This window comes from Comamonas fluminis, from assembly GCF_019186805.1.
Taxonomy (GTDB): domain Bacteria; phylum Pseudomonadota; class Gammaproteobacteria; order Burkholderiales; family Burkholderiaceae_C; genus Comamonas; species Comamonas fluminis.
In genome coordinates this window covers 1906472-1926425 of sequence record NZ_CP066783.1, presented here as the reverse complement: position 1 = coordinate 1926425, position 19954 = coordinate 1906472, and the positions used below count along the sequence as shown (strand labels likewise).

Annotated in this window: 20 protein-coding genes; 11 read left to right on the top strand and 9 right to left on the bottom strand. The window is 60.4% G+C overall.

Annotation, left to right across the window (positions count from 1 at the left end; genetic code table 11):
* Positions 1–11 precede the first annotated feature (11 nt).
* From JDW18_RS09225 to JDW18_RS09205, 5 genes are all read right to left on the bottom strand, one after another.
* On the bottom strand, positions 12–1190 hold the full coding sequence (locus tag JDW18_RS09225; protein WP_218243324.1) for an acyl-CoA dehydrogenase family protein: 1179 nt from the start codon (positions 1188–1190) through the stop codon (positions 12–14).
* 76 nt (positions 1191–1266) lie between these two features.
* Positions 1267–2910, bottom strand: coding sequence for an acyl-CoA carboxylase subunit beta (locus JDW18_RS09220; RefSeq protein ID WP_218243323.1), 1644 nt, complete (start codon positions 2908–2910; stop codon positions 1267–1269).
* Positions 2907–3797, bottom strand: coding sequence for an SDR family oxidoreductase (locus JDW18_RS09215; RefSeq protein ID WP_218243322.1), 891 nt, complete (start codon positions 3795–3797; stop codon positions 2907–2909). Before JDW18_RS09215 ends, JDW18_RS09220 begins: the two co-directional genes overlap by 4 nt.
* Positions 3797–4456, bottom strand: a complete 660-nt coding sequence (locus JDW18_RS09210) for a TetR/AcrR family transcriptional regulator (protein WP_218243321.1) — start codon at positions 4454–4456, stop codon at positions 3797–3799. The genes JDW18_RS09215 and JDW18_RS09210 overlap by 1 nt, the downstream gene beginning before the upstream one ends.
* A gap of 87 nt (positions 4457–4543) precedes the next feature.
* The gene (locus tag JDW18_RS09205; RefSeq protein WP_218243320.1) at positions 4544–5563 is read right to left on the bottom strand and encodes an AraC family transcriptional regulator; all 1020 of its coding nucleotides are present in this window, start codon (positions 5561–5563) and stop codon (positions 4544–4546) included.
* A gap of 123 nt (positions 5564–5686) precedes the next feature.
* On the opposite strand from JDW18_RS09205, the gene JDW18_RS09200 reads away from it, so the two are divergent.
* The 8 genes from JDW18_RS09200 to JDW18_RS09165 all read left to right on the top strand — a co-directional run bounded on the left by JDW18_RS09200 (position 5687) and on the right by JDW18_RS09165 (position 12920).
* Entirely contained in the window at positions 5687–6871 is a 1185-nt protein-coding gene (locus tag JDW18_RS09200; protein ID WP_218243319.1) for a lipid-transfer protein, read from the top strand.
* A 10-nt stretch (positions 6872–6881) separates the two neighbouring features.
* On the top strand, positions 6882–7322 hold the full coding sequence (locus tag JDW18_RS09195; protein ID WP_218243318.1) for a MaoC family dehydratase N-terminal domain-containing protein: 441 nt from the start codon (positions 6882–6884) through the stop codon (positions 7320–7322).
* A 12-nt stretch (positions 7323–7334) separates the two neighbouring features.
* Positions 7335–7748: a MaoC family dehydratase gene (locus tag JDW18_RS09190; protein ID WP_218243317.1), complete on the top strand. Its 414-nt coding sequence runs from the start codon at positions 7335–7337 to the stop codon at positions 7746–7748.
* A gap of 19 nt (positions 7749–7767) precedes the next feature.
* The gene (locus JDW18_RS09185; RefSeq protein WP_218243316.1) at positions 7768–8598 is read left to right on the top strand and encodes an SDR family NAD(P)-dependent oxidoreductase; all 831 of its coding nucleotides are present in this window, start codon (positions 7768–7770) and stop codon (positions 8596–8598) included.
* Positions 8599–8600: 2 nt separating this feature from the next.
* Entirely contained in the window at positions 8601–9758 is a 1158-nt protein-coding gene (locus tag JDW18_RS09180; RefSeq protein ID WP_218243315.1) for an acyl-CoA dehydrogenase family protein, read from the top strand.
* 44 nt (positions 9759–9802) lie between these two features.
* Positions 9803–11359 (top strand): acyl-CoA synthetase, encoded by a 1557-nt coding sequence (locus JDW18_RS09175; RefSeq protein ID WP_218243314.1) that lies wholly within the window; start codon positions 9803–9805, stop codon positions 11357–11359.
* Positions 11359–12141, top strand: a complete 783-nt coding sequence (locus JDW18_RS09170; RefSeq protein ID WP_218243313.1) for an enoyl-CoA hydratase/isomerase family protein — start codon at positions 11359–11361, stop codon at positions 12139–12141. The genes JDW18_RS09175 and JDW18_RS09170 overlap by 1 nt, the downstream gene beginning before the upstream one ends.
* 134 nt (positions 12142–12275) lie before the next feature.
* Positions 12276–12920, top strand: coding sequence for a 3'-5' exonuclease (locus JDW18_RS09165; protein WP_218243312.1), 645 nt, complete (start codon positions 12276–12278; stop codon positions 12918–12920).
* A gap of 26 nt (positions 12921–12946) precedes the next feature.
* Here the strand turns inward: JDW18_RS09165 and JDW18_RS09160 are convergent, their stop codons facing one another.
* On the bottom strand, positions 12947–14179 hold the full coding sequence (locus tag JDW18_RS09160; RefSeq protein ID WP_218243311.1) for a GGDEF domain-containing protein: 1233 nt from the start codon (positions 14177–14179) through the stop codon (positions 12947–12949).
* 209 nt (positions 14180–14388) lie between these two features.
* On the opposite strand from JDW18_RS09160, the gene JDW18_RS09155 reads away from it, so the two are divergent.
* Both JDW18_RS09155 and JDW18_RS09150 read left to right on the top strand, forming a co-directional pair.
* The gene (locus JDW18_RS09155) at positions 14389–15666 is read left to right on the top strand and encodes an O-acetylhomoserine aminocarboxypropyltransferase/cysteine synthase family protein (protein WP_218243310.1); all 1278 of its coding nucleotides are present in this window, start codon (positions 14389–14391) and stop codon (positions 15664–15666) included.
* A 60-nt stretch (positions 15667–15726) separates the two neighbouring features.
* Positions 15727–16347 (top strand): energy transducer TonB, encoded by a 621-nt coding sequence (locus JDW18_RS09150; RefSeq protein WP_218243309.1) that lies wholly within the window; start codon positions 15727–15729, stop codon positions 16345–16347.
* A 167-nt stretch (positions 16348–16514) separates the two neighbouring features.
* Here the strand turns inward: JDW18_RS09150 and JDW18_RS09145 are convergent, their stop codons facing one another.
* Together JDW18_RS09145 and JDW18_RS09140 are read right to left on the bottom strand one after the other, a co-directional pair.
* Positions 16515–17120, bottom strand: coding sequence for an OmpW/AlkL family protein (locus JDW18_RS09145; protein WP_218243308.1), 606 nt, complete (start codon positions 17118–17120; stop codon positions 16515–16517).
* Between the two features lie 216 nt (positions 17121–17336).
* The gene (locus JDW18_RS09140) at positions 17337–18350 is read right to left on the bottom strand and encodes a DUF808 domain-containing protein (RefSeq protein ID WP_218243307.1); all 1014 of its coding nucleotides are present in this window, start codon (positions 18348–18350) and stop codon (positions 17337–17339) included.
* A gap of 144 nt (positions 18351–18494) precedes the next feature.
* On the opposite strand from JDW18_RS09140, the gene JDW18_RS09135 reads away from it, so the two are divergent.
* Positions 18495–18716 (top strand): hypothetical protein, encoded by a 222-nt coding sequence (locus tag JDW18_RS09135; RefSeq protein ID WP_246610400.1) that lies wholly within the window; start codon positions 18495–18497, stop codon positions 18714–18716.
* A 28-nt stretch (positions 18717–18744) separates the two neighbouring features.
* Here the strand turns inward: JDW18_RS09135 and JDW18_RS09130 are convergent, their stop codons facing one another.
* Positions 18745–19953, bottom strand: a complete 1209-nt coding sequence (locus JDW18_RS09130; RefSeq protein ID WP_218243306.1) for a VWA domain-containing protein — start codon at positions 19951–19953, stop codon at positions 18745–18747.
* Between the last annotated feature and the right edge of the window lies 1 nt (position 19954).

Genomic DNA, 19954 nt, shown 5'->3' with positions numbered 1-19954 from the left:
TGGCCTTGCGTTCAATGCGAAGGGCGTTTGATCAGCCCCATGGTCTTGCCGATGATGCCCAGCATCACCTCATCAGCACCGCCGCCGATGGAGGCCAGCCGCCCGTCGCGGTACAGACGCGAGATGCGGTTGTCCCAGGTAAAGCCCATGCCGCCCCAGAACTGCAGGCAGGTGTCGGCAACTTCGCGCGTCAGCCGCCCAGTCTTGAGTTTGGCCATGCTGGCCAGTTGCAGCGCATCCTGCCCGCTCATATAAACATCGGCCGCACGATAAGTTAGCGCCCGCAGTGCTTCGACTTCGGTCTGCAGCTCTGCCAGCTTGAACTGCACCCACTGCTGACCGATCAGGCTGCTGCCGAACATGCGCCGCTGCTGCGCCCATTCAATCGTTTCCTGAATGCATTCATCCATGGCCACCAGGCCGCTGGCCGATGCCCAGAGGCGCTCTTCCTGAAACTGCTGCATCTGGTAGATAAAGCCCTGCCCCTCCTGCCCCACCAGATAGCGCTGCGGCACGCGCACCTCATCAAAGAACAGCAAGCCCGTATCAGAGGAATTCATGCCAATCTTGCGCAGCTTCTTCGCCACCTCCACACCTTTGGTCAGCTTGCCATTGGGCCCGTCACGCAGCGGCACCATGATGAGACTCTTGTTCTTGTGCACCGGGCCATCGCTGGTGTTGACCAGCATGCACATCCAGTCGGCCTGAATGCTGTTGGTGATCCACATCTTCTGGCCGCTGATGATGTAGTCATCGCCATCCTTGCGCGCATGGCTTTTGACACCCGAGACATCGCTGCCCGCCCCCGGCTCGCTCACGCCGATGCAGCCCACCATATCGCCCGCAATGGCTGGGGCCAGAAACTGCTCACGCAGCGCATCGCTGCCAAAGCGCGCCAGTGCCGGGGTGCACATATCTGTCTGCACGCCAATGGCCATGGGCACACCGCCACAGCGGATATGGCCCAGGGTCTCGGCCATCATCAGGCTGTACGAATAGTCCAACCCTGCGCCGCCATAGGCTTCAGGCTTGGTCAGCCCCAGCAGCCCCAGATTGCCCAGCCCTTTGAACACCTTGTGGGCCGGAAATATCTCCGCCTCTTCCCATTCATCGACATGCGGATTGATCTGCTCGTCGATATAGCGCTTCAAGGTCTTGCGCACTTCCAGATGCTCGTGGGTCCATTGCATGGCTAGTCTCCATTGACGTTCTGATGGGGAAGATAAGCAGCAGGTTGCGAGATGGGGCACCCTGCCTGGTATGAAGCTACATGCGCGCCACCCCGAACTGCATGGGGCGCAGGGCACGAGAATCGGCTTCGGCCAGCGTGTCCAGGCAAAAGCTCAGCACATCGCGGGTGTCTCGCGGGTCGATAACGCCATCGTCCAGAAGCAGGCCGCTTGTGGCAAAGGCATCGGCCTGCGCCTCAAACATGGTCACGATCTGGTCGTACTGCTTTTGCATCTGCTCGGCATCCACAGGCAGGCCTTTGCGTGCCATGGCGGCCTCGGTTACCTGCTGCATGGTGCGGGCAGCTTGTTCGCCGCCCATCACCGCCGTCTTGGCGCCGGGCCAGCTGAACAGAAAGCGCGGCGCATAACCACGCCCGCACATGCCGTAATTGCCAGCGCCAAAGCTGGCACCGCACTGAATCGTGATCTGCGGCACGGTGGCATTGGTGACCGCCTGAATCATCTTGCTGCCATGCTTGATCATGCCGGCCTGCTCGCTGTCCTTGCCCACCATATAGCCCGTGGTGTTCTGCAGATAGATGATGGGGTAACCGAGCTGGCACATCCACTGAATAAAGTGCGTGGCCTTGTTGGCACCGGCGACATCAATGGGGCCGTTATTTGAGATCAAGCCCACCGCATGACCACCGATATGCGCCTGCGCACACAGCGTTGCGGCACCGTAGCTGGACTTGAAGGGCAAAAGCTGCGAGCCATCCACCAGCCGCGCCATGACCTCGTGCATGTCCACAGGTTCGCGGTGATGCGCAGGCATCAGGCCCAGAAGTTCCTCTGCATTGAAACGTGGCGCCGCGACTCCTGAATTCATAGCTGCTAGCGCTTTATTGAATTGGACCTGAGGCACTTTCCATTGAGATAGCTGCGCCACCACATCACGCGCCATGCCCAGCGCATGGCGGTCATCCTCTGCCAGATATTCCCCAAGACCCGAGACACCGGTGTGCATCTCGGCCCCGCCCAGCTCTTCTTCCGTCGCAATCTCGCCCGTGGCCGCTTTGAGCAATGGCGGTCCCGCCAGAAATGCACGTGACCGCCCCCGCACCATGATGACCACATCCGACAAGCCTGGCATGTAAGCCCCACCAGCAGTGCCCGAACCATGCTGCACCGTAATCACCGGAATGCCTGCCGCAGACAGGCGCGCCAAATTGCGAAACAGCGCGCCGCCCATCACAAAGCCCTCAACGCGATAGCGCATGAGATTGGCGCCTGCACTCTCCACCAGGTGAATAAAGGGCAGCTTGTTCTGCAGCGCAATCTCCTGCACGCGCAGCATCTTGTCCAGGCCTTTTTCCTGAATCGCGCCGGCTTCAATACCGGAATCGCTGGCCACCACCATGCAGCGCACACCGCTGACAAAACCAATGCCCGCCAGCATGCCGCCGCCCGGCACGGACTTGTTCGCATCGGGCCTGTCCTGCAAATATCCCGCCAGCGAACACAGCGGCAGCCACGGTGCCCCCGCATCCAGCAACAGCGCTACACGCTCACGCGGCAACAACTGGCCGCGCTTTTCAAACTGCGGCTTGGAGCGCTGCGACGCATCGGCGGCGCGTTGCTCCAGCTCACGCAGTGCGGCAATACGCTGCAGCGTTGCGGCGGTGCGCTGCTGCGCCTGTTCGCCGCCAGCGTTCCATTGCGATGCAAAAGCTTTCATGGCTGGAACACCTTGGGGCTCTGATAAAGCGGAAAGCCGTCGAAGGCGCGCACGGCTGCGCGCTGCTGCACATCCGCACTGGCGCCCACCGGCCCCATGCCCAGGCGCACCTGTGGTCGCGCCCCATCCACGCGCAGCACGGTGCCGCTGATAAAGCTGGCTGCAGGGCTGAGCAAAAACACAATGGATGCAGACACTTCGGCCTCGTTGCCAAAGCGCCCTGCCGGAACGGTTGCAGGCATCTCGCGCAGCATGGCTGCAGCCTCGGGCGGGTAGTGATCCATGCCACTGGATGCGATATAACCGGGGGCAATGGCATTGACGCGCACGCCATGCGGCGCCCACTCCACCGCCGCTGTCTCGGTAAAGCTGACCATGCCCGCCCGTGCTGCGCCGCTGTGGCCCATGCCCGGCATGGATCCCCACATATCCGCCACCATGTTGACGATGGAGCCGCCGTGCGCAGCCATGTGCTGCACAAAGCATTCACGCGCCATCAGAAAGCCGCCCGTGAGATTGGTATCCAGCACCGCCTGCCAGCCCTTGGCACCAATGCTAGCCAGCGGCGCAATGTACTGCCCGCCCGCGTTGTTGACCAATGCATCGATACGCCCATGCTGACTCAGCACCTCGGTCACCAGCGCCTTGACTGACGCCTCGTCACGAATATCGGCGCCATGGGTGCTGATACGTGCTGCTGGCACACCCGCCTGCAGCAACTCGCTTTGCACCGCGCCCAGCTTGTCCAGGTTGCGCCCGACCAGTGCCACCGTTGCCCCCAGAAAGGCCAGTTCATGCACTACGCAGCGCCCTATTCCTGAGCCACCACCAGTCACCACTACAACCTGCCCATCAAACAGCGCAGGCCGGAAAACGGATTGGTACATCAACGCTCCCCAATGAATAAAGCCAGAGATTGATCGCACAGCTCATCCAGCGTCAGAGAGCCGCTGTCCGAGAACCACTGCGCCGTCCAGTTCAGGGCGCCAAAAATCAGCAACCGCGCAATTTCAGGTCTGGCCTTGAGTTTTCCGGTGTGATGCAAGGCCTCAAGCGCAGGCATCCATTGCGCTTCGTACTCATCTTTTTGCGCACTCACATCCAGTCGCTGGGCTTCGCTGAGCAAGCGCCATTCATAAAGCATTACCGGAATAAAGTCGCTATCCGGCCCCACCATGATCTGGAGATGATTGCGCACCAGCGCGCGCAGCCGCTGCACACCACTGGCGCGTTGGCTGAGCGCGGCAAGAGCCGCACTCTGGCTGGCAGCGGCCTGCGCCATTCCATCGCGCATGACCGCATGCAGCATGGCTTCCTTGCTCTCAAAGAAATAGAACAAGGAACCCGGTTGCATGCCAGCCGCCGCTGCAATATCGCGGGTGCTGGTGCCATGAAACCCACGCAGCCGGAACTGCTTCGCTGCCACGCAGACCAGCTCTCCACGGCGCGCACTTTCATTGCGTTCATCAGCAGACTTTGGGGGCCTGCCGCGTCCGCGTTTTTTCTCGATTTCGACTTCTGTGCCTGCTTGCATGAGGGCCAGCATATCGGCCTTTTTTATTTTCACCAATCACTTGTTTGGTAAAAATATCTAGGGCTTGTACGCAAGGGTTTTCAACAACTTAAACCGTCGTCAGTCAATTCCAGGACGTGCGCGATACAGGCCTGGCGAGCTGCCGGTCCACCCTTTGAAAGCACGCTGAAAAGCGGCGGCATCTGCAAAGCCCAGATCTGCAGCCAGCTCGGCAAAGCTGACCCGGCTGGTCCCCAGCCGCGAGACAGCGATATCGCGGCGCAGCTCGTCCTTGATGGCCTGAAATGATGTTCCCGCCGCAGCCAGCTTGCGCTGCAGCGTAGGCGCGGACATATGCAGATCGGCAGCGGTGGATTCCAGCCCCGCCCATTGCGGACGCGACTGCAGCAGATGGGCGTGCACCCGCGCATCTATGCCTTCGCCCGTGCGCGGGGGCATGATGGCTGCGGCTGGCCAGCTGGCAACAAAGGTCTGCAGCGCCTGCTCATCACGGCTGCACACACGCGAGAGCTTGCGTGCGTCAAACCAGAAGGCTGAGCAGGGCTTGCCAAAATGCAGAGGCGCGGGAAAGGTTTCGCCATAGTCGTTGGCATAGTCAGGCCGCTCAAAGGCAAAGTCGAAATGCTGCACCTTGAGCGTGCCGCCCATCAGCCATGCGGTGAGTCGCCACAGCACGCGCAGTGAAAACTCATAAAGAAAATTCGGCAGCGGCTCGCTACCCACTGCCCGCAGCACAATGCCTGCCAGCGCACCGTCGCGCACCAGCAGCACATCCACCTCATCCTGCAGCAGCGCATGCACCTCACACATGCGCTGCAGCGCCAGCTCCATGCTGTGCCCGGTCAGCGACTGTCGTGCAATGAGCTCCAGACTGCCGCGCTTGAGCGGGCGCGAGAACTGGCACATGGCCTCATCACCCAGCGTTTCCAGCACGCGCCACATCAGAGCGACATATTGATCCGTGGTAACCCGTGCCCCTTGCTGCGCCAGCAGTTCCGGCGCAATCCCGGCCCGCTGCAAAAGCGCTTCGCAGTCATGACCACGGCGGCGCACGCCTGCGGCAATGCCCCTTACCAGGGCCATGGAGATCGTGAACGGAACCGGAGAAGCAACAGCCATCGCGCAATCACTTTGAGGTCTTTTGACATATGAAAGATGCGCTCCGCAATGGGTTTACGCATCGGTAATTTCTACGATGCCAATGACCGTTCCGTATTTGCCATCTGTTTCAAGGAGTCTTCCATGAGTCGTGATGTATTTGTCGCCGGTGTAGGCATGATTCCGTTTGCCAAACCCGGCAAGAGCGATCCCTACTTCCAGATGGGATCCACCGCAACGGGGCTGGCTCTGGCAGATGCGGGCGTGAGCTATGACGCAGTGCAGCAAGCCTACGTGGGCTATGTTTATGCTGACTCCACCGCAGGCCAGCGCGCACTGTACGAAGTAGGCATGTCAGGCATTCCCATCGTCAATGTCAACAACAACTGCTCCACGGGGTCAACCGCGCTGTTTCTGGCGCGTCAGGCCGTCGCCAGCGGCGCTGCAGATTGTGTGCTTGCGCTTGGCTTCGAGCAAATGACTCCCGGCGCGCTGGGCTCGGTCTTCAACGATCGTCCCAGCCCCTTTGACCGATTTGAAGAAGAGACCGATGCCCTGGTCGGAGACAACGGCGTACCACTGGCCCTGCGCTACTTTGGCGGCGCGGGCAAGGCGCACATGGATCAGTACGGCACGCAGCTCTCGACCTTTGCCAAGATTCGTGCCAAGGCCAGCCGCCATGCGGCGCGCAACCCTCTGGCGCTGTTTCGCACCGAAGTGACCGCAGAGGAGGTCATGGCATCCCCCGTGATGTGGCCCGGCGTGATGACCCGGCTCATGGCCTGCCCACCCACCTGCGGCGCGGCAGCTGCCCTGCTGGTGTCTGAAGCCTATGCGCGCAAGCACGGGCTGGACCACAGCGTCCGTATCCGCGCTCAGTCCATGACCACAGACAGCCCCAAAACCTTTGAGACGCACGATATGCGTGAGGTTGTGGGTTTCAGCATGGCGCAGGAAGCTGCGCGCCAGGTTTATGAGCAGGCAGGCATCAGCCCTCAGGATGTCAACGTGGTTGAACTGCACGACTGTTTCGCCCACAACGAGTTGCTGACTTATGAGGCGCTGGGCCTGTGCCCTGTTGGTGGTGCCGAAAAATTTGTCTGCGACGGCGACAACACCTATGGCGGCAAGTTCGTCACCAACCCATCGGGCGGCCTGCTATCCAAAGGCCACCCCCTTGGCGCTACGGGCCTTGCGCAGTGCACAGAGCTGGTACAGCAGTTGCGTGGCCGAGCAGACCAGCGCCAGGTGCAGAACGCCCGCCTGGCCCTGCAGCACAACCTGGGGCTGGGCGGCGCCTGCGTAGTCACGCTGTACGAACGCGTCTGAAAGGCCATCCATGATTGACAAGAAATGGATTGGGCACGAGCTTCCAGCGTCAACGCTGAGCCTGGATCGCAGCCGCTTGAGATTTTTCGCCAAGGCGATTGGCGAGACCCGCGACATCTATACCGATGTGGATGCAGCACGCCAAGCAAGTTATGCCGATCTGCCTGCCCCGCCAACCTTTCTGTTTGCGGCAGAGCTGGACAGCGGTGCATCAGACCTGCTGCTGCAGACGCTGGAAATCCCCATCGCCAAGATACTGCATGGCGAACAAAGCTTTTGCTACCACCGCAGTGCCTGCGCGGGTGATGTCGTTACCGTGCGCTCCAAGGTGGACGATATCTATGACAAAAAGAACGGCGCGCTGGAGTTCGTTGTGAAGTCGTCCCGCGCCGTCAACCAGAACAACGAACTGGTCGCCGAAATGCGCACGGTCATCGTGGTTCGCAACTAGGAAAGGCCACAGATGGACACCCCTCGCTATGAAAGCGTTCAGGTTGGCGATGCGCTGCCGCCACTGGCCCTGCCCCCCATCAACCGCACCACTCTGGCGCTGTTTGCCGGTGCATCTGGCGATCACAACCCCATCCATATCGACACCGACTTCGCCCGCAAGGCAGGCATGCCAGATGTCTTTGCACAGGGCATGCTGGGCATGGCCTGGCTGGGGCGACTGCTGACTAACTGGGCGCCGCAGTCCCGGCTGAACCGCTTTGACGTGCGCTTTCTGGGTATCAGCCATCTGGCCAATGCCATGAGCTGCACAGGCCACATTGCCGAAAAACGCGACGCTGACCGCAGCGTGCGCATCGAGGTGCAAACCACCAATCAGCACGGCCAGATCAAGATCGCAGGCGATGCCTGGATCACTCTGCCCTGAACCTTGAAAGGAAGACACGATGACAGGAAAACTCGACGGCAAAGTGGCTCTGGTATCGGGCTCCGGCCGGGGAATCGGTCGCAGCATTGCGCTGAAACTGGCCAGCGAAGGGGCGCGGCTGGTCATCAACGATCTGGACCAGGAGCCCGCCGATGAAACCATTGCACTGATTCGCGAAATGGGTGGCCAGGCCGTTGCCTGCGTGGGCAATGTCACCCACACCGATTTTGCCGAACGCTTTGTGGGCACTGCAGTCCAGGAGTTCAAGGGGCTGGACATCATCATCAACAACGCGGGCTACACCTGGGACAACGTCATCCAGAAAATGACGGATGAGCAGTGGTACGCCATTCTCGACTGCCATCTCACGGCGCCATTTCGCATACTGCGTGCGGCTCAGCCCGTCATCAAGGCCTTGTCCAAGGCAGAGCTGGAAGCCGGTCAGCGCATCATGCGCAAGGTGGTGAACATCTCGTCGGTAGCGGGGCTGTTTGGCAATGCGGGGCAGACGAACTACTCCACCGCAAAAGCGGGCATCACAGGCCTGACCATGACTCTGGCCAAAGAGTGGGGGCGCCTTAACGTCAATGTGAACTGCGTGGCCTTCGGACTGATAAAGACGCGGCTGACCTACTCCACCGCAGATGGCGAGACTGCGCGCATCGAGGGCCGCGACATCAAGGTGGGGGTGAACCCCGGCCTGATGGCTGCCATGGAGCAGATGATTCCCCTGGGCAGGGCGGGTACGCCCGATGAGGCAGCAGGCTCTGTTTACCTGTTCTGCCAACCCGAGTCGGACTACATCAGTGGCCAGACCCTGATGTGCACCGGCGGACTGACAGGAGTCTGAGCATGCAGCTACCCAAACCTTTTCAACATGCCTGGATGGACACCGACATCGAAGCCTTCCGGGAACAGGTACGCCGCTACATAGAGCGTGAATTGACACCCCATGTGCCTGCATGGCGCGCCCAGGGCTATGTGCCGCGCGAGACCTGGAAGGGATTTGGCGAGCACGGCTTTCTGCTGCCCGAAATGGACGAGCAATGGGGCGGCGGGGGCGGCAATCTGGCTTATCAACTGGTAGTGCAGGAAGAACTGACCAAGGCTGAAGTTCATGCCATCACCAGCGTGCACACCATTGCATCGCACTACCTGCTGGCCTACGGCACCGAAGCGCAAAAGCAGCGCTGGCTGCCCGGGCTGTGCAGTGGTGAACTGCTGGCTGGCATTGCCATGACCGAGCCCAGTGTGGGATCTGACCTAAAAGCGATGCGCACCAGCGCCAAGCTGGAGGGGGAGCACTACGTCATCAATGGCTCCAAGACCTTCATCACCAACGGCTACTGCGCCAACTTGCTGGTGGTGGCCGTGCGCACAGGTGATGCGGGCAGTGGCGGCGTTTCTCTGGTGGTGCTGGAGACCGAGAACCTGCCCGGCTTTCGCGTGGGCCGCAGGCTGAGCAAGATTGGCCAGCATATCTCTGACACGGCCGAACTGTTCTTTGAAGACTTGCGCATTCCTGCCAGCCACTTGCTGGGCGGCAAAGAAGGCCAGGGTTTCAAACAGCTGATGAGCCAACTGCCCTATGAGCGCATGCTGCTGGGCGTCAGCGCTGCGACCGCTATTGAAATGGCCATGGCCCTGACGGTGGACTACACCCAGCAGCGCAAGGCGTTTGGCCAGACGATTGCCGATTTTCAGAACACCCGCTTCAAGCTGGCCGAATGTGCGACCACTGCCCATGTGGTGCGCAGCTTCGTCAATGACTGCATACAGCGGCTGCTGGATGGCACGCTGGACAACGAGGCTGCATATATGGCCAAGTGGTGGTGCAGCGAGCAGCAATGCAAGGTCATGGATGAATGCCTGCAGCTGTTTGGTGGCTACGGCTATATGGAGGAATACCCCATTGCCCGCATGTACACCGATGCACGCATCCAGAAAATCTACGGAGGTGCCAACGAAATCATGAAGGATCTGATCGCCAGAAAACTGTTCTCTCAGTAAATCCCTGCGGCTGCTTTTTCCGCTCCACCAGAAAGGCCTCTTCCATGTACCTCACGCAAAGCCTGCGACGCGCCACACAGCAAAGTCCTCATGCCACCGCCAGCATCTACAGGGAACGCAAACGCAGCTTTGCGCAACTGAGTGAGCGCGTATCCCGCTTCGCCGGGGCGCTGCATGCACTGGGTGTGCAGGCCGGTGACCGGGTTGGCATCCTGAGCCTGAACTCGGACTGGTATCTGGAGTACTACATGGCCTGCTACTGGGCGGGCGCAGCGGTCAACCCCATCAACATCCGCTGGAGCGCAACCGAGATCGCCTACTCTCTGGACGATTGCCAGACCCATGTTTTGCTGGTGGACGATACGTTTTTGCCACTTATCCCGGAGATCAAAAAACTCTCCAGCGCTTTAAAGACACTGATTCATCTAGGTGACGGTGCAGCACCGCAAGACATGCTGTCTTACGAGGCTCTGGTGGCCGAGGCAGCCCCCGTCGAAGATGCCATGCGCAGCGGCAATGATCTGGCCGGGGTGTTCTACACCGGCGGCACCACCGGCTCGCCCAAAGGCGTGATGCTCAGTCACGGCAACCTCTACACCAACTCGATTCTGGGTGTAGCCGAAGGAACCGTGCGGCGCGGCAGCATTGGCCTGCATGCTGCCCCCATGTTCCACCTGGCTGACGGTGCCTTCATGAATGCCCTGTTTGCCGCAGGCTGCTGCCACGTCATGCTGCCGCGCTTTGATCCGGTTGGTGTATTGCAGGCCATCGCCGCCCACGGCATTACAGACATGCTGCTGGTTCCCACCATGATCCAGATGCTGGTGGATCACCCCGATATCCATCAATACGATCTGAGCTCACTGCAGCAGATGCTGTACGGCGCCTCGCCCATCTCGGAAGGGCTGCTGGACCGCGCCATGAAGGCCATCCCTCACGCAGGCTTTATTCAGGCCTACGGCATGACAGAGCTTTCCCCCGTCGCCACCATCCTCAAGCCCGAAATGCACCGCGAGAAAGGCCGCGCCAAAGGCTGGCACCGCAGCGCAGGCCGCGCTACGGTCTGCACCGAAGTGCGCATTGTTGACCCTGAAGGCAATGAGCTGCCACGCGGCGAAGTGGGTGAAGTCGTCGTGCGCGGGCCGGGTGTCATGCTGGGCTACTGGAACAAGCCCTCGGAAACTGCGGCCGCCATCCGCGACGGCTGGATGCACACCGGTGACGGTGGCCGCATGGATGAGGACGGCTATGTCTTCATCGTGGACCGGCTCAAGGACATGATCGTCACCGGCGGCGAGAACGTTTACAGCGTTGAAGTCGAAAGCGTGATCACCACCCACCCGGCTGTGGCCTCGTGCGCTGTCATTGGCATACCCAGCGAACAATGGGGCGAGCTGGTTCACACCTTTATCGTGCGCAAGCCCGGCGCTGCGCTTGAAGCCGAGGAGCTGATTGCCTTCTGCAAGGAGCGCATTGGCAGCTACAAATGTCCGCGAGGGGTCTCGTTTATCGATGCCATGCCGCTATCGGGCGCTGGCAAGATTCTCAAGACGGTGCTGCGCGCGCCATTCTGGGAAAACCATCAAAGAAAGGTAGCCTGATGTCAGACCTTGTTCTCTGGGAAGTGCGCAACGGCGTTGGCCACATCATTCTCAACCAGCCCGATCAGGGCAATGTCATCAGCACACCCATGGCCCATGCACTAACCGCCGTGGTGCAGCAGGCCAGCCGTGCCGAAATTGGGGCCGTACTGATCTCTGCCAGCGGCAAACAGTTCTGTGTGGGTGGCGATATCCGAGAGTTTGTGCAGAACCGCGAGCAACTGCCTGCACTGATTGAAGAACTGCTGAGCGCACTCAACCCCGTGATGCAGACGCTGGTGACCCTTCCAGTGCCCGTCATCAGCGCCATTCAGGGCAATATTGGTGGTGGCGGTCTGGGCCTGGGCCTGTGTGCCGACCTGGTTCTGGCCTCCAGCAAGGTGTTTTTGCGTGGCGGCTACTCGGCCATTGGCCTCAGTCCGGATCTTGGCTCGTCCTATTACCTGAGCCGCAGAGCCGGGGCAGCACGCGCCAAATACCTGTTGATGAGCAACCGCCCCGTCTCCGCGCAAGATGCTTTGCGCATGGGCATTTTTGATGAGCTGCATGAGCCAGACCAGCTAATGCCAGAAGCCATCAAACTGGCCGAAGAACTGGCAGCCGGGGCCACCAACGCTCTGGCTCACATCAAAAAGCTGTGCGACAACGCCCACGGGCATGATCTGGCGCAGCACCTGCAGGAAGAGAAGCTGGCCATCGCCGACTGCTCAAGACACGCCAACAGCCGTGAGGGTGTCAATGCATTTCTGGAAAAGCGTCAAGCAGCCTTTACCAGGCGCTGATACCTGAGCAGCCTGTTTTTTAGGCACCACCCTGAAAGCCTTGGCAGGCATGGCTTTCAGGGCTTTTGCGCAGAATTACCCACAGACCGGCCCACATCATCTGGGGACAATAAAAGCTGTTGTGTAATCTGGCAATGCCCCGATTGATTGCCCCCAGCAAAGAGGAAAGCGCCCTGCTTCCTGCGTTCGCAGAACTGCCTGCCAGCGCCATCCACCTGCCTCAGACACCGGCCGAATTTGAAACCAGCTACCGCGCGCTGATCGCAGAGCCAGTGCTGGGCTTCGACACCGAAAGCAAGCCCCTCTTCAATGTGGGCCAGCGCGATACCGGACCGCATCTGGTGCAACTGGCCACCACCTCTGAGGCCTGGCTGCTGCAACTGCACCACCCCATGGCGCTGGAAATTACGCGCGAGCTGATGGCCGCAGCCCATATCTGCAAAGTAGGGTTCGGGCTGGACAACGACCGCCACAGCCTGCCGCAAAAGCTGGCTGCCGATCTCGTCAACATTCAGGATCTTGATAAGCGCTTCAAGCAGCACGGCTACGGCGCATCCGTCGGTGTGCGCGCTGCGGCTGCACTGGTTTTGCAGCGCAGCTTTCACAAATCCAAACGCACCACCACATCCAACTGGGCCGCGCAGCAGCTCAGCCCGACCCAGGTGCGCTATGCCGCCAATGACGCCCATGCCCCAGCCGTGATTCACGCGGCACTGGACTCATGGCAGCCGCCAGCCGCTCCAGCTCCTGGCGGCAGGCGCAGCACACACCCGCGCTGAATGGCAGAAAGGCCCCCAGCGCCCTGCTATCCAGCGCTTAATGCTATTGATTCAGAAGCACCCAGCACAGGCATGGGCTGGGTATGCGCAAACTCGGGCATGCCGGGCATCTGCACACAATTGCGCCCCGCTTTTTTGGCCTGATAGAGCAGCTCATCGGCCTGCCGCAGGGCGGCATCCAGTCCCTGCAGCGATGTGAGCGGTGCAACACCAAAGCTGGCGGTCACGCGAGCATTCGAGGGCAGTTGCTCAAACACATGGCTTTGCAGGCTTGCCCGGATGCGCTCCACGATGGCATGCGCCTCGAACAATTGCACGTCTGACAGCAGCAGCATGAACTCCTCGCCACCAAAGCGCGCCACCAGATCGCGGTCTCTGACCTGCTGGGGCAGCAGCAGCCCGAACTGCTGCAGCACATGGTCACCAGCGCCATGCCCCCAGTTGTCATTGATCTGTTTGAAATGGTCGATATCAACGGCCACCACTGCCCAGGATGTCAGGCGCCTGTCCTGCAGCAAAGGCTCTGCAGCTTCCATAAAAGCCCGGCGATTGAGCAGTCGAGTGAGCTGATCGCGGTTGCGCTCATCGCGCAGCGTCATGAAAACATCTCGCACTGAACATGCCAGCAGCACCAGCGCAAACCACAGGCTGAACAAGGTGGTGCCCGCCAGGGTCAGCAGCCAATAGCCAGAACGTGTGAGCTCTGCATTCTCCTGCACAGGCAAAAGCCAGATTGCCACCGCGCGCAGCAATGAGTAAATGGCAAACAGGCCATAAGTCCAGCGCACCGTCTTTTCCAGCTTGTCTGCACCGGCCGACAAGCGATGCGGTGGCAAAACGGCCAGTAACTGCAGCAAGCCCACCCCGAGATTGAGAAATAGCACACGAATCCACAACCGGTCGCTGAGCTCTGAAAAATAAAAGACTCCGGACAGTGCAAAGCCCCCGATGAGCAGGCCCGCCAGCACACTGGCCCGGCGCCCGGCAAATCGCAGCGACATTCCCTGAGCCAGGCACCAGGCCCCCGACAGATAGAGCACGCCCGTCAGCAGCGCCGTTTTGCCCAGCTGCGCGTTGCTCATCAGACTTTGAGCGGCCAAGGCGGCAGCCGGAAGCACATACCCGGCGGCCAGCCAAAGCAGGTACTTTGACTGCGCCCGATGCCGCTGAGCCCACCAGCAAAGCACCAGCACCACGCCGAACAGCACGACGCAAGCCGGTGCTATCAGCGCAAAGTACAGGTCTGCGGGCTCGTTCACCGAAATGACTCCTGTAGGAGAATGTTAAAAATTATGTAGTCAATTTTCCTGCAAAGTGTATCCACACCCTGACGATTTCGATCATCGTCTTTTCAGAAGTCGCATAAGCACATAGCTACTGTGTCGTTCATGCGTCGTTCACAGCTACGCATAATGAAACGATCAGGTTCCTCGAAAAGCATTCTTCAACCCTAAAGAGAGACAGCACCATGCGCATCGAAACCCTTGCCGTACACGCCGGCTATTCCCCCGACCCCACGACCAAGGCCTGCGCCGTGCCCATCTACCAGACGGTGGCCTATGCGTTCGACAGCGCCCAGCATGGCGCCGATCTGTTTGATTTGAAGGTGCCGGGCAATATCTACACCCGCATCATGAACCCCACCACCGATGTGCTGGAAAAGCGCGTGGCCGCACTGGAAGGCGGCATTGCCGCGCTGGCCGTGGCTTCGGGCATGGCCGCCATCACTGCGGCCATCCAGACATTGGCTGAAGCCGGTGACAACATCGTGTCGGCCAGCACGTTGTATGGCGGCACCTACAACCTGTTTGCCCACACCTTCCCCCAGCAAGGCATTGAGGTGCGCTTTGCCGACCCGCGCGACCCGGCCAGCTTTGGCAAGCTGATCGACGCCAAAACCAAGGCCGTGTTCATCGAATCCATCGGCAACCCTCTGGGCAATGTGACCGACATCAAGGCCCTGGCCGATGTGGCCCATGCGCACGGCGTGCCGCTGATCGTGGACAACACCGTGCCTTCGCCCTACCTGCTGCGCCCCATCGAGTTTGGCGCAGACATCGTGGTGCATTCGCTGACCAAATACCTGGGCGGCCACGGCACCAGCGTGGGCGGCGCGATTGTGGACAGCGGCAAGTTCCCCTGGGCGGAGCACAAAGCCCGCTTCAAGCGCCTGAACGAGCCCGACGTCAGCTACCACGGCGTGGTCTATACCGAAGCGCTGGGCCCAGCCGCCTTTATCGGCCGCGCCCGCGTGGTGCCGCTGCGCAATATGGGCGCTGCCATCTCGCCGCAAAACGCCTTCCAGATCCTGCAAGGCATTGAAACCCTGGCGCTGCGCATGGACCGCATCTGCGAGAACACGCAAAAGATTGCCGAAACCCTGCAAAACCACCCCAAGGTGGAATGGGTGCGCTATGCGGGCCTGAAAGACCACCCCGACCACGCCATCGTGCAAAAGCAGTCGGGCGGCCGTGCATCGGGCATTTTGTCGTTCAGCTTGAAGGGGGCACAGGGGCGCGAGGCTGGAGCGCGCTTTTTGGATGCGCTGCAGCTGTTCACACGTCTGGTCAATATTGGCGATGCCAAATCACTGGCCACGCACCCTGCCTCGACCACACACCGCCAGCTGGATGAAAAAGAGCTGGCCAAGGCGGGCGTGACCGAAGGCATGGTGCGCCTGTCGGTAGGCATTGAGCATATTGACGACCTGCTGGCCGACCTGGAGCAGGCACTGGCCCAAGTATAAAAGTCTCCATGCAACAGCCCGCACCTGCAATGCTGCGGGCTGCACCCAGGAGACTTCCGCATGATTTCAGCACTTCGCTCTGGCTATCGCTGCCTTCCACATCGTCCTGCGCTGGCCCTGCTGCTGGGCATGCTCTGGCTGGGGGGCTGCAGGCAAGTGCCCCTGAAGCCAGAGCCGCCGATTGAAGAGTCGGCGCAGCGCACGGTCATTGACCGCAGCCAGGTGCAGCAACCTGTGCAGCCGCAACCTGTGCAGCCCCAAGATGCCCCCGCACCCATCTATGCGGTACCGCCCACTGCGGGGCCGCGCACCACGCCATCATTGGTGCCACAGGGCAGCCAGCAAGCCCCGTGGATTTCAGCCTCAGAGCGCCCGGCATGGCTCAGAGACTGCCTGTCATCCATACAACTCGATCAGCCGCCCCAGATCCAGCGCACCGCCCTGCCTGACTACCCAAAAGTTCTGATCGACAGCAATACTGAGGGGCCTGTCGTGATCATCTTCCAGATTTCAGAGACGGGACAACTCGGGAACTATGCGGTGCGGCCCGGCGCCCATCCGGCGCTGGTCAAGGCATCCATTCAGGCTCTGCGCCAGTGGAAGTTCTCGCCTCCCACCTGGCAAGGAAAACCCGTCGCCGCCTGCCTGATTCAGGCATTTCGCTACAAGCTTCAGGAATAAAAAAATCGGTACTCCGCGCAAGCGAAATACCGATACAAACATACACCCTAGCCACGAAATAAGCAGACCATGCCGACCCGCTTATTCCAGTGCACCACAATGACTGTGGTGCGTGACTTGCCTGCGGAAGAAGGCCGCAGGCAAGAACACTCTTTGCGGTGCAGCTATCAGAAACGATAGCCCACACCCACGCCAACCAGCCATGGATCAACCTTCAACTTGGCGTTATCCAGACCTGCACCAGTCACCTTGGTGCCCAGATAGACCTTCTTGACGTCGAAGTTCAGCGACCAGTTCTTGTCCAGCGCATAGTCAAACCCCAGCTGCAGCGCACCGCCAAAGCTGTTTTTCTTGATGCTCACGCCTTCAGGCAGATTCACACTCGAAAAATTGGTGTAGTTCACGCCAGCGCCCACATAGGGCTTGAAGGCACCGAAGTTGGTGAAGTGGTACTGCGCCAGCAATGTGGGGGGCAGATGCTTGAGCGAACCAATCTTGTCGCCAGCCAGACGCACGTCATGCTTTTGCGGGTAGGTCAGGATCAGCTCGGCAGCGATATTGGGCGTGAAGAAGTAGGACACGTCCACTTCAGGAATCCACTTGTTGTTGATGCTCACACCCGCATCGCCAGCAGCGCCGCCGTTGTCGCTGTTCAGATGCACGGCGCGCACACGCACTTGCCAGGGGCTGGAGCCATCAAAGGATTGGGCAAAAGCAGTACCAGCAGTCAGGGCGCTGGCAGCAGCGGCAATCGCGATCAGAGTCTTTTTCATGGGCTTTTCCTTGAGGTAATCAGTGGGAGCGCTTTGCACTTCCCTTGGCATTGATTGAAACAAAGCCAACCCTGCTCGGGTTTGTCCCATATCAATCTGCCAACCATGAACCCAAAGAAAAAAGCGGCCGTTGCCCATGGGCCACGGCCGCTTTGCATCTAGCTAGCTTCTGATTCATCTCAAGCCAGCACCACTCATAGGGTGCTAGCTATGCTTTTAATGAGCAGCCTTGGCGGGCCTGAGCTTGTGCCACAACTCCACGCACAGCACCACAACGCCACCAATGATGGCGCCCACCACCACATGCACCAGCACTGGCCCCAGCGCAGCGGCAATACCGCCCATAGGCACCACTGCGGTCTGAACCCAATGCTCAATCGGGCCAATGCCATGCACCAGCAGGCTGCCGCCCACCATGAACATTGCAGCTGTCCCCACGATGGACAGGCCACGCATCAACCAGGGCGTGAACGCAATCAGGCCGCGACCAAAGGCTTGGGCGGCGCTGCTGGACTTGGCCATCAGCCAGTTGCCCACGTCATCCATACGCACAATCCCAGCCACCAGACCATAGACAAACACCGTGATGGCCAGCGCCACTGCGATCAGCACTGCGCCCTGCTCCCAGATGGGCTTGGTCGAGACCGTACCCAGCGCAATGGCCATGATTTCTGCAGAAAGAATAAAGTCCGTGCGCACAGCGCCCTTGACCTTTTGCTTCTCGTACTCCATCGGGTCCATGTGCTTTTCGCGCGCTGCTCTGACCGACGAAGGCGCTACGCCCTTGTGCACGGCCTCGTCTGCATCGACCTCGGCTTCATGCACATCGTGTGCCTTCTTTTTGTGAAAAAGCTCCAGGATTTTTTCCACTCCTTCAAAGCACAGAAAAGCGCCGCCCACCATCAGCAGCGGCGTAATCAGCCAGGGCGCAAACGCGCTGATCAACAGCGCCGCTGGAACCAGGATCGCCTTGTTCATCAGCGAGCCCTTGGCCACTGCCCAGACCACTGGCAACTCTCGGTTGGCCTTGACGCCAGTCACCTGCTCCGCATTCAGCGCCAGATCATCGCCCAGCACACCGGCCGTTTTCTGCACCGCCACTTTGGTCTGAGTGGCCACATCATCCAGAATCGCCGTGCTTTTGCTGGCGGCTGTTTTGGTCATCAAGGCAACATCGTCCAGCAGCGCTGTGATGTCGTCGAGCAGCATCAATAGGCCTGCACCTGCCATCGCATTTCCTCATTGGTTTGAACGACCGCCATCATGCCTTCAAACCCAGCGCCCTCCGTGCCAGTAATTCGCCAATCTGTAATGGCATTCAAAGCGCTCCCGCTTTTGCCGTGACAATGCGGCCCTCAACGAACAGGAAACCCCGTGAACCAAGCCGCAGCCCATGCCGAACTGATTGCCGAACTGATCGCCAGCTACCGCAAGCTGGCCGCCGAAGCCAGCAAGAAGGCAGACCTGGTCAAGGCCGCTGCAGGCAAAGGCCCCAAGACCATTGCCACCGTGAGTGAAACAGCGGCAAAAGCCGCACGCCGCCGTGATGTGGCGGCGGCAAAGCTGGCCAAGCTGGGCGTGGCCCTGCCAGACTGAGCCAGCCGAGCCAGCCGAGCCAGCTTTGTTATTTGCTGGTCTTGAAACCCTGCGTCGCCGCCCAGGCGCTCACATCGTCGCGGCGGATGGCAGCGGCCATTAGCTGCGGGAAGGCGTCTGGCGTGCAGGCAAACGATGGCACGCCCAAGGCGGCCAGCTTGGCGGCCAGGTCGGCGTCGTATGACGGAGCGCCCTCGTCGCTCAGCGCCAGCAGCGTGACAAACTGCACACCGGATTCGACCAGCTCGTTGGCACGGCGCAGCAGGCCCGATTCAACGCCGCCTTCATACAGGTCAGAGATCAGTACCAAAATCGTGTTGCGCGGCTCGCTGATGATGCTCTGGCAGTAGCCCACCGCGCCGTTGATATCAGTGCCCCCACCCAGTTGCACGCCAAACAGCACGTCCACTGGGTCGTCCAGTTTGTCGGTCAAGTCCACCACCGCCGTGTCAAACACCACCAGCTTGGTGGCCACGGCAGGCAGGCTGGCCATCACCGCACCAAAGATGCTGGAGTACACGACCGAGTTGGCCATCGAGCCGCTCTGGTCAATGCACAAAATCACCTCGCGCTGCGGGCGACGCACCTTGCGGCCATAGCCAATCAAGGTCTCGGGGACGATGGTTTTGTACTCGGGCTGCCAGTGGCGCAGGTTGGCGCGGATGGTGCGGTTCCAGTCGATCTCTGCATGGCGCGGGCGGCGGTTGCGCTGGCTGCGGTCCAGCGCGCCACTGACTGCGCTGCGCATGGGTTCTTCCAGCTTTTTCATCAGCTCATCGACCACCTTGCGCACCACCAGCCGCGCTGTGGCCTTGGTGTTTTGCGGAATGACCGAGCCCAGCGAGATCAGGTCGGCCACCAGATGCACATCGGGCTGCACGTTCTCCAGCATCTCGGGCTGCAGCAGCATTTCGCGCAGTTGCAGGCGCTCCATCGCGTCGCGCTGCATCACCTGCACCACCTGGCTGGGGAAGTATTTGCGGATATCGCCCAGCCAGCGCGAGACGGATGGCGAAGAATCGCCGCGCCCGCCCTTGCGCGAGCCCAGCTTGGTGTCTTGCTCATACAGCGATGCAAGCGCCTGATCCATCTCTTGCAAACGGCCAGAGACACCGCCGCAGCTGGCGTCCGCCGGGCTGCCCAGCACCATGCGCCAGCGCTGCAGGCGTGAGGTGGGTTGCAGCTCCTGCTCGTTCAGTTCGGGATCGGTGCTAGGTGTGTTCACGTTGGCATTCATC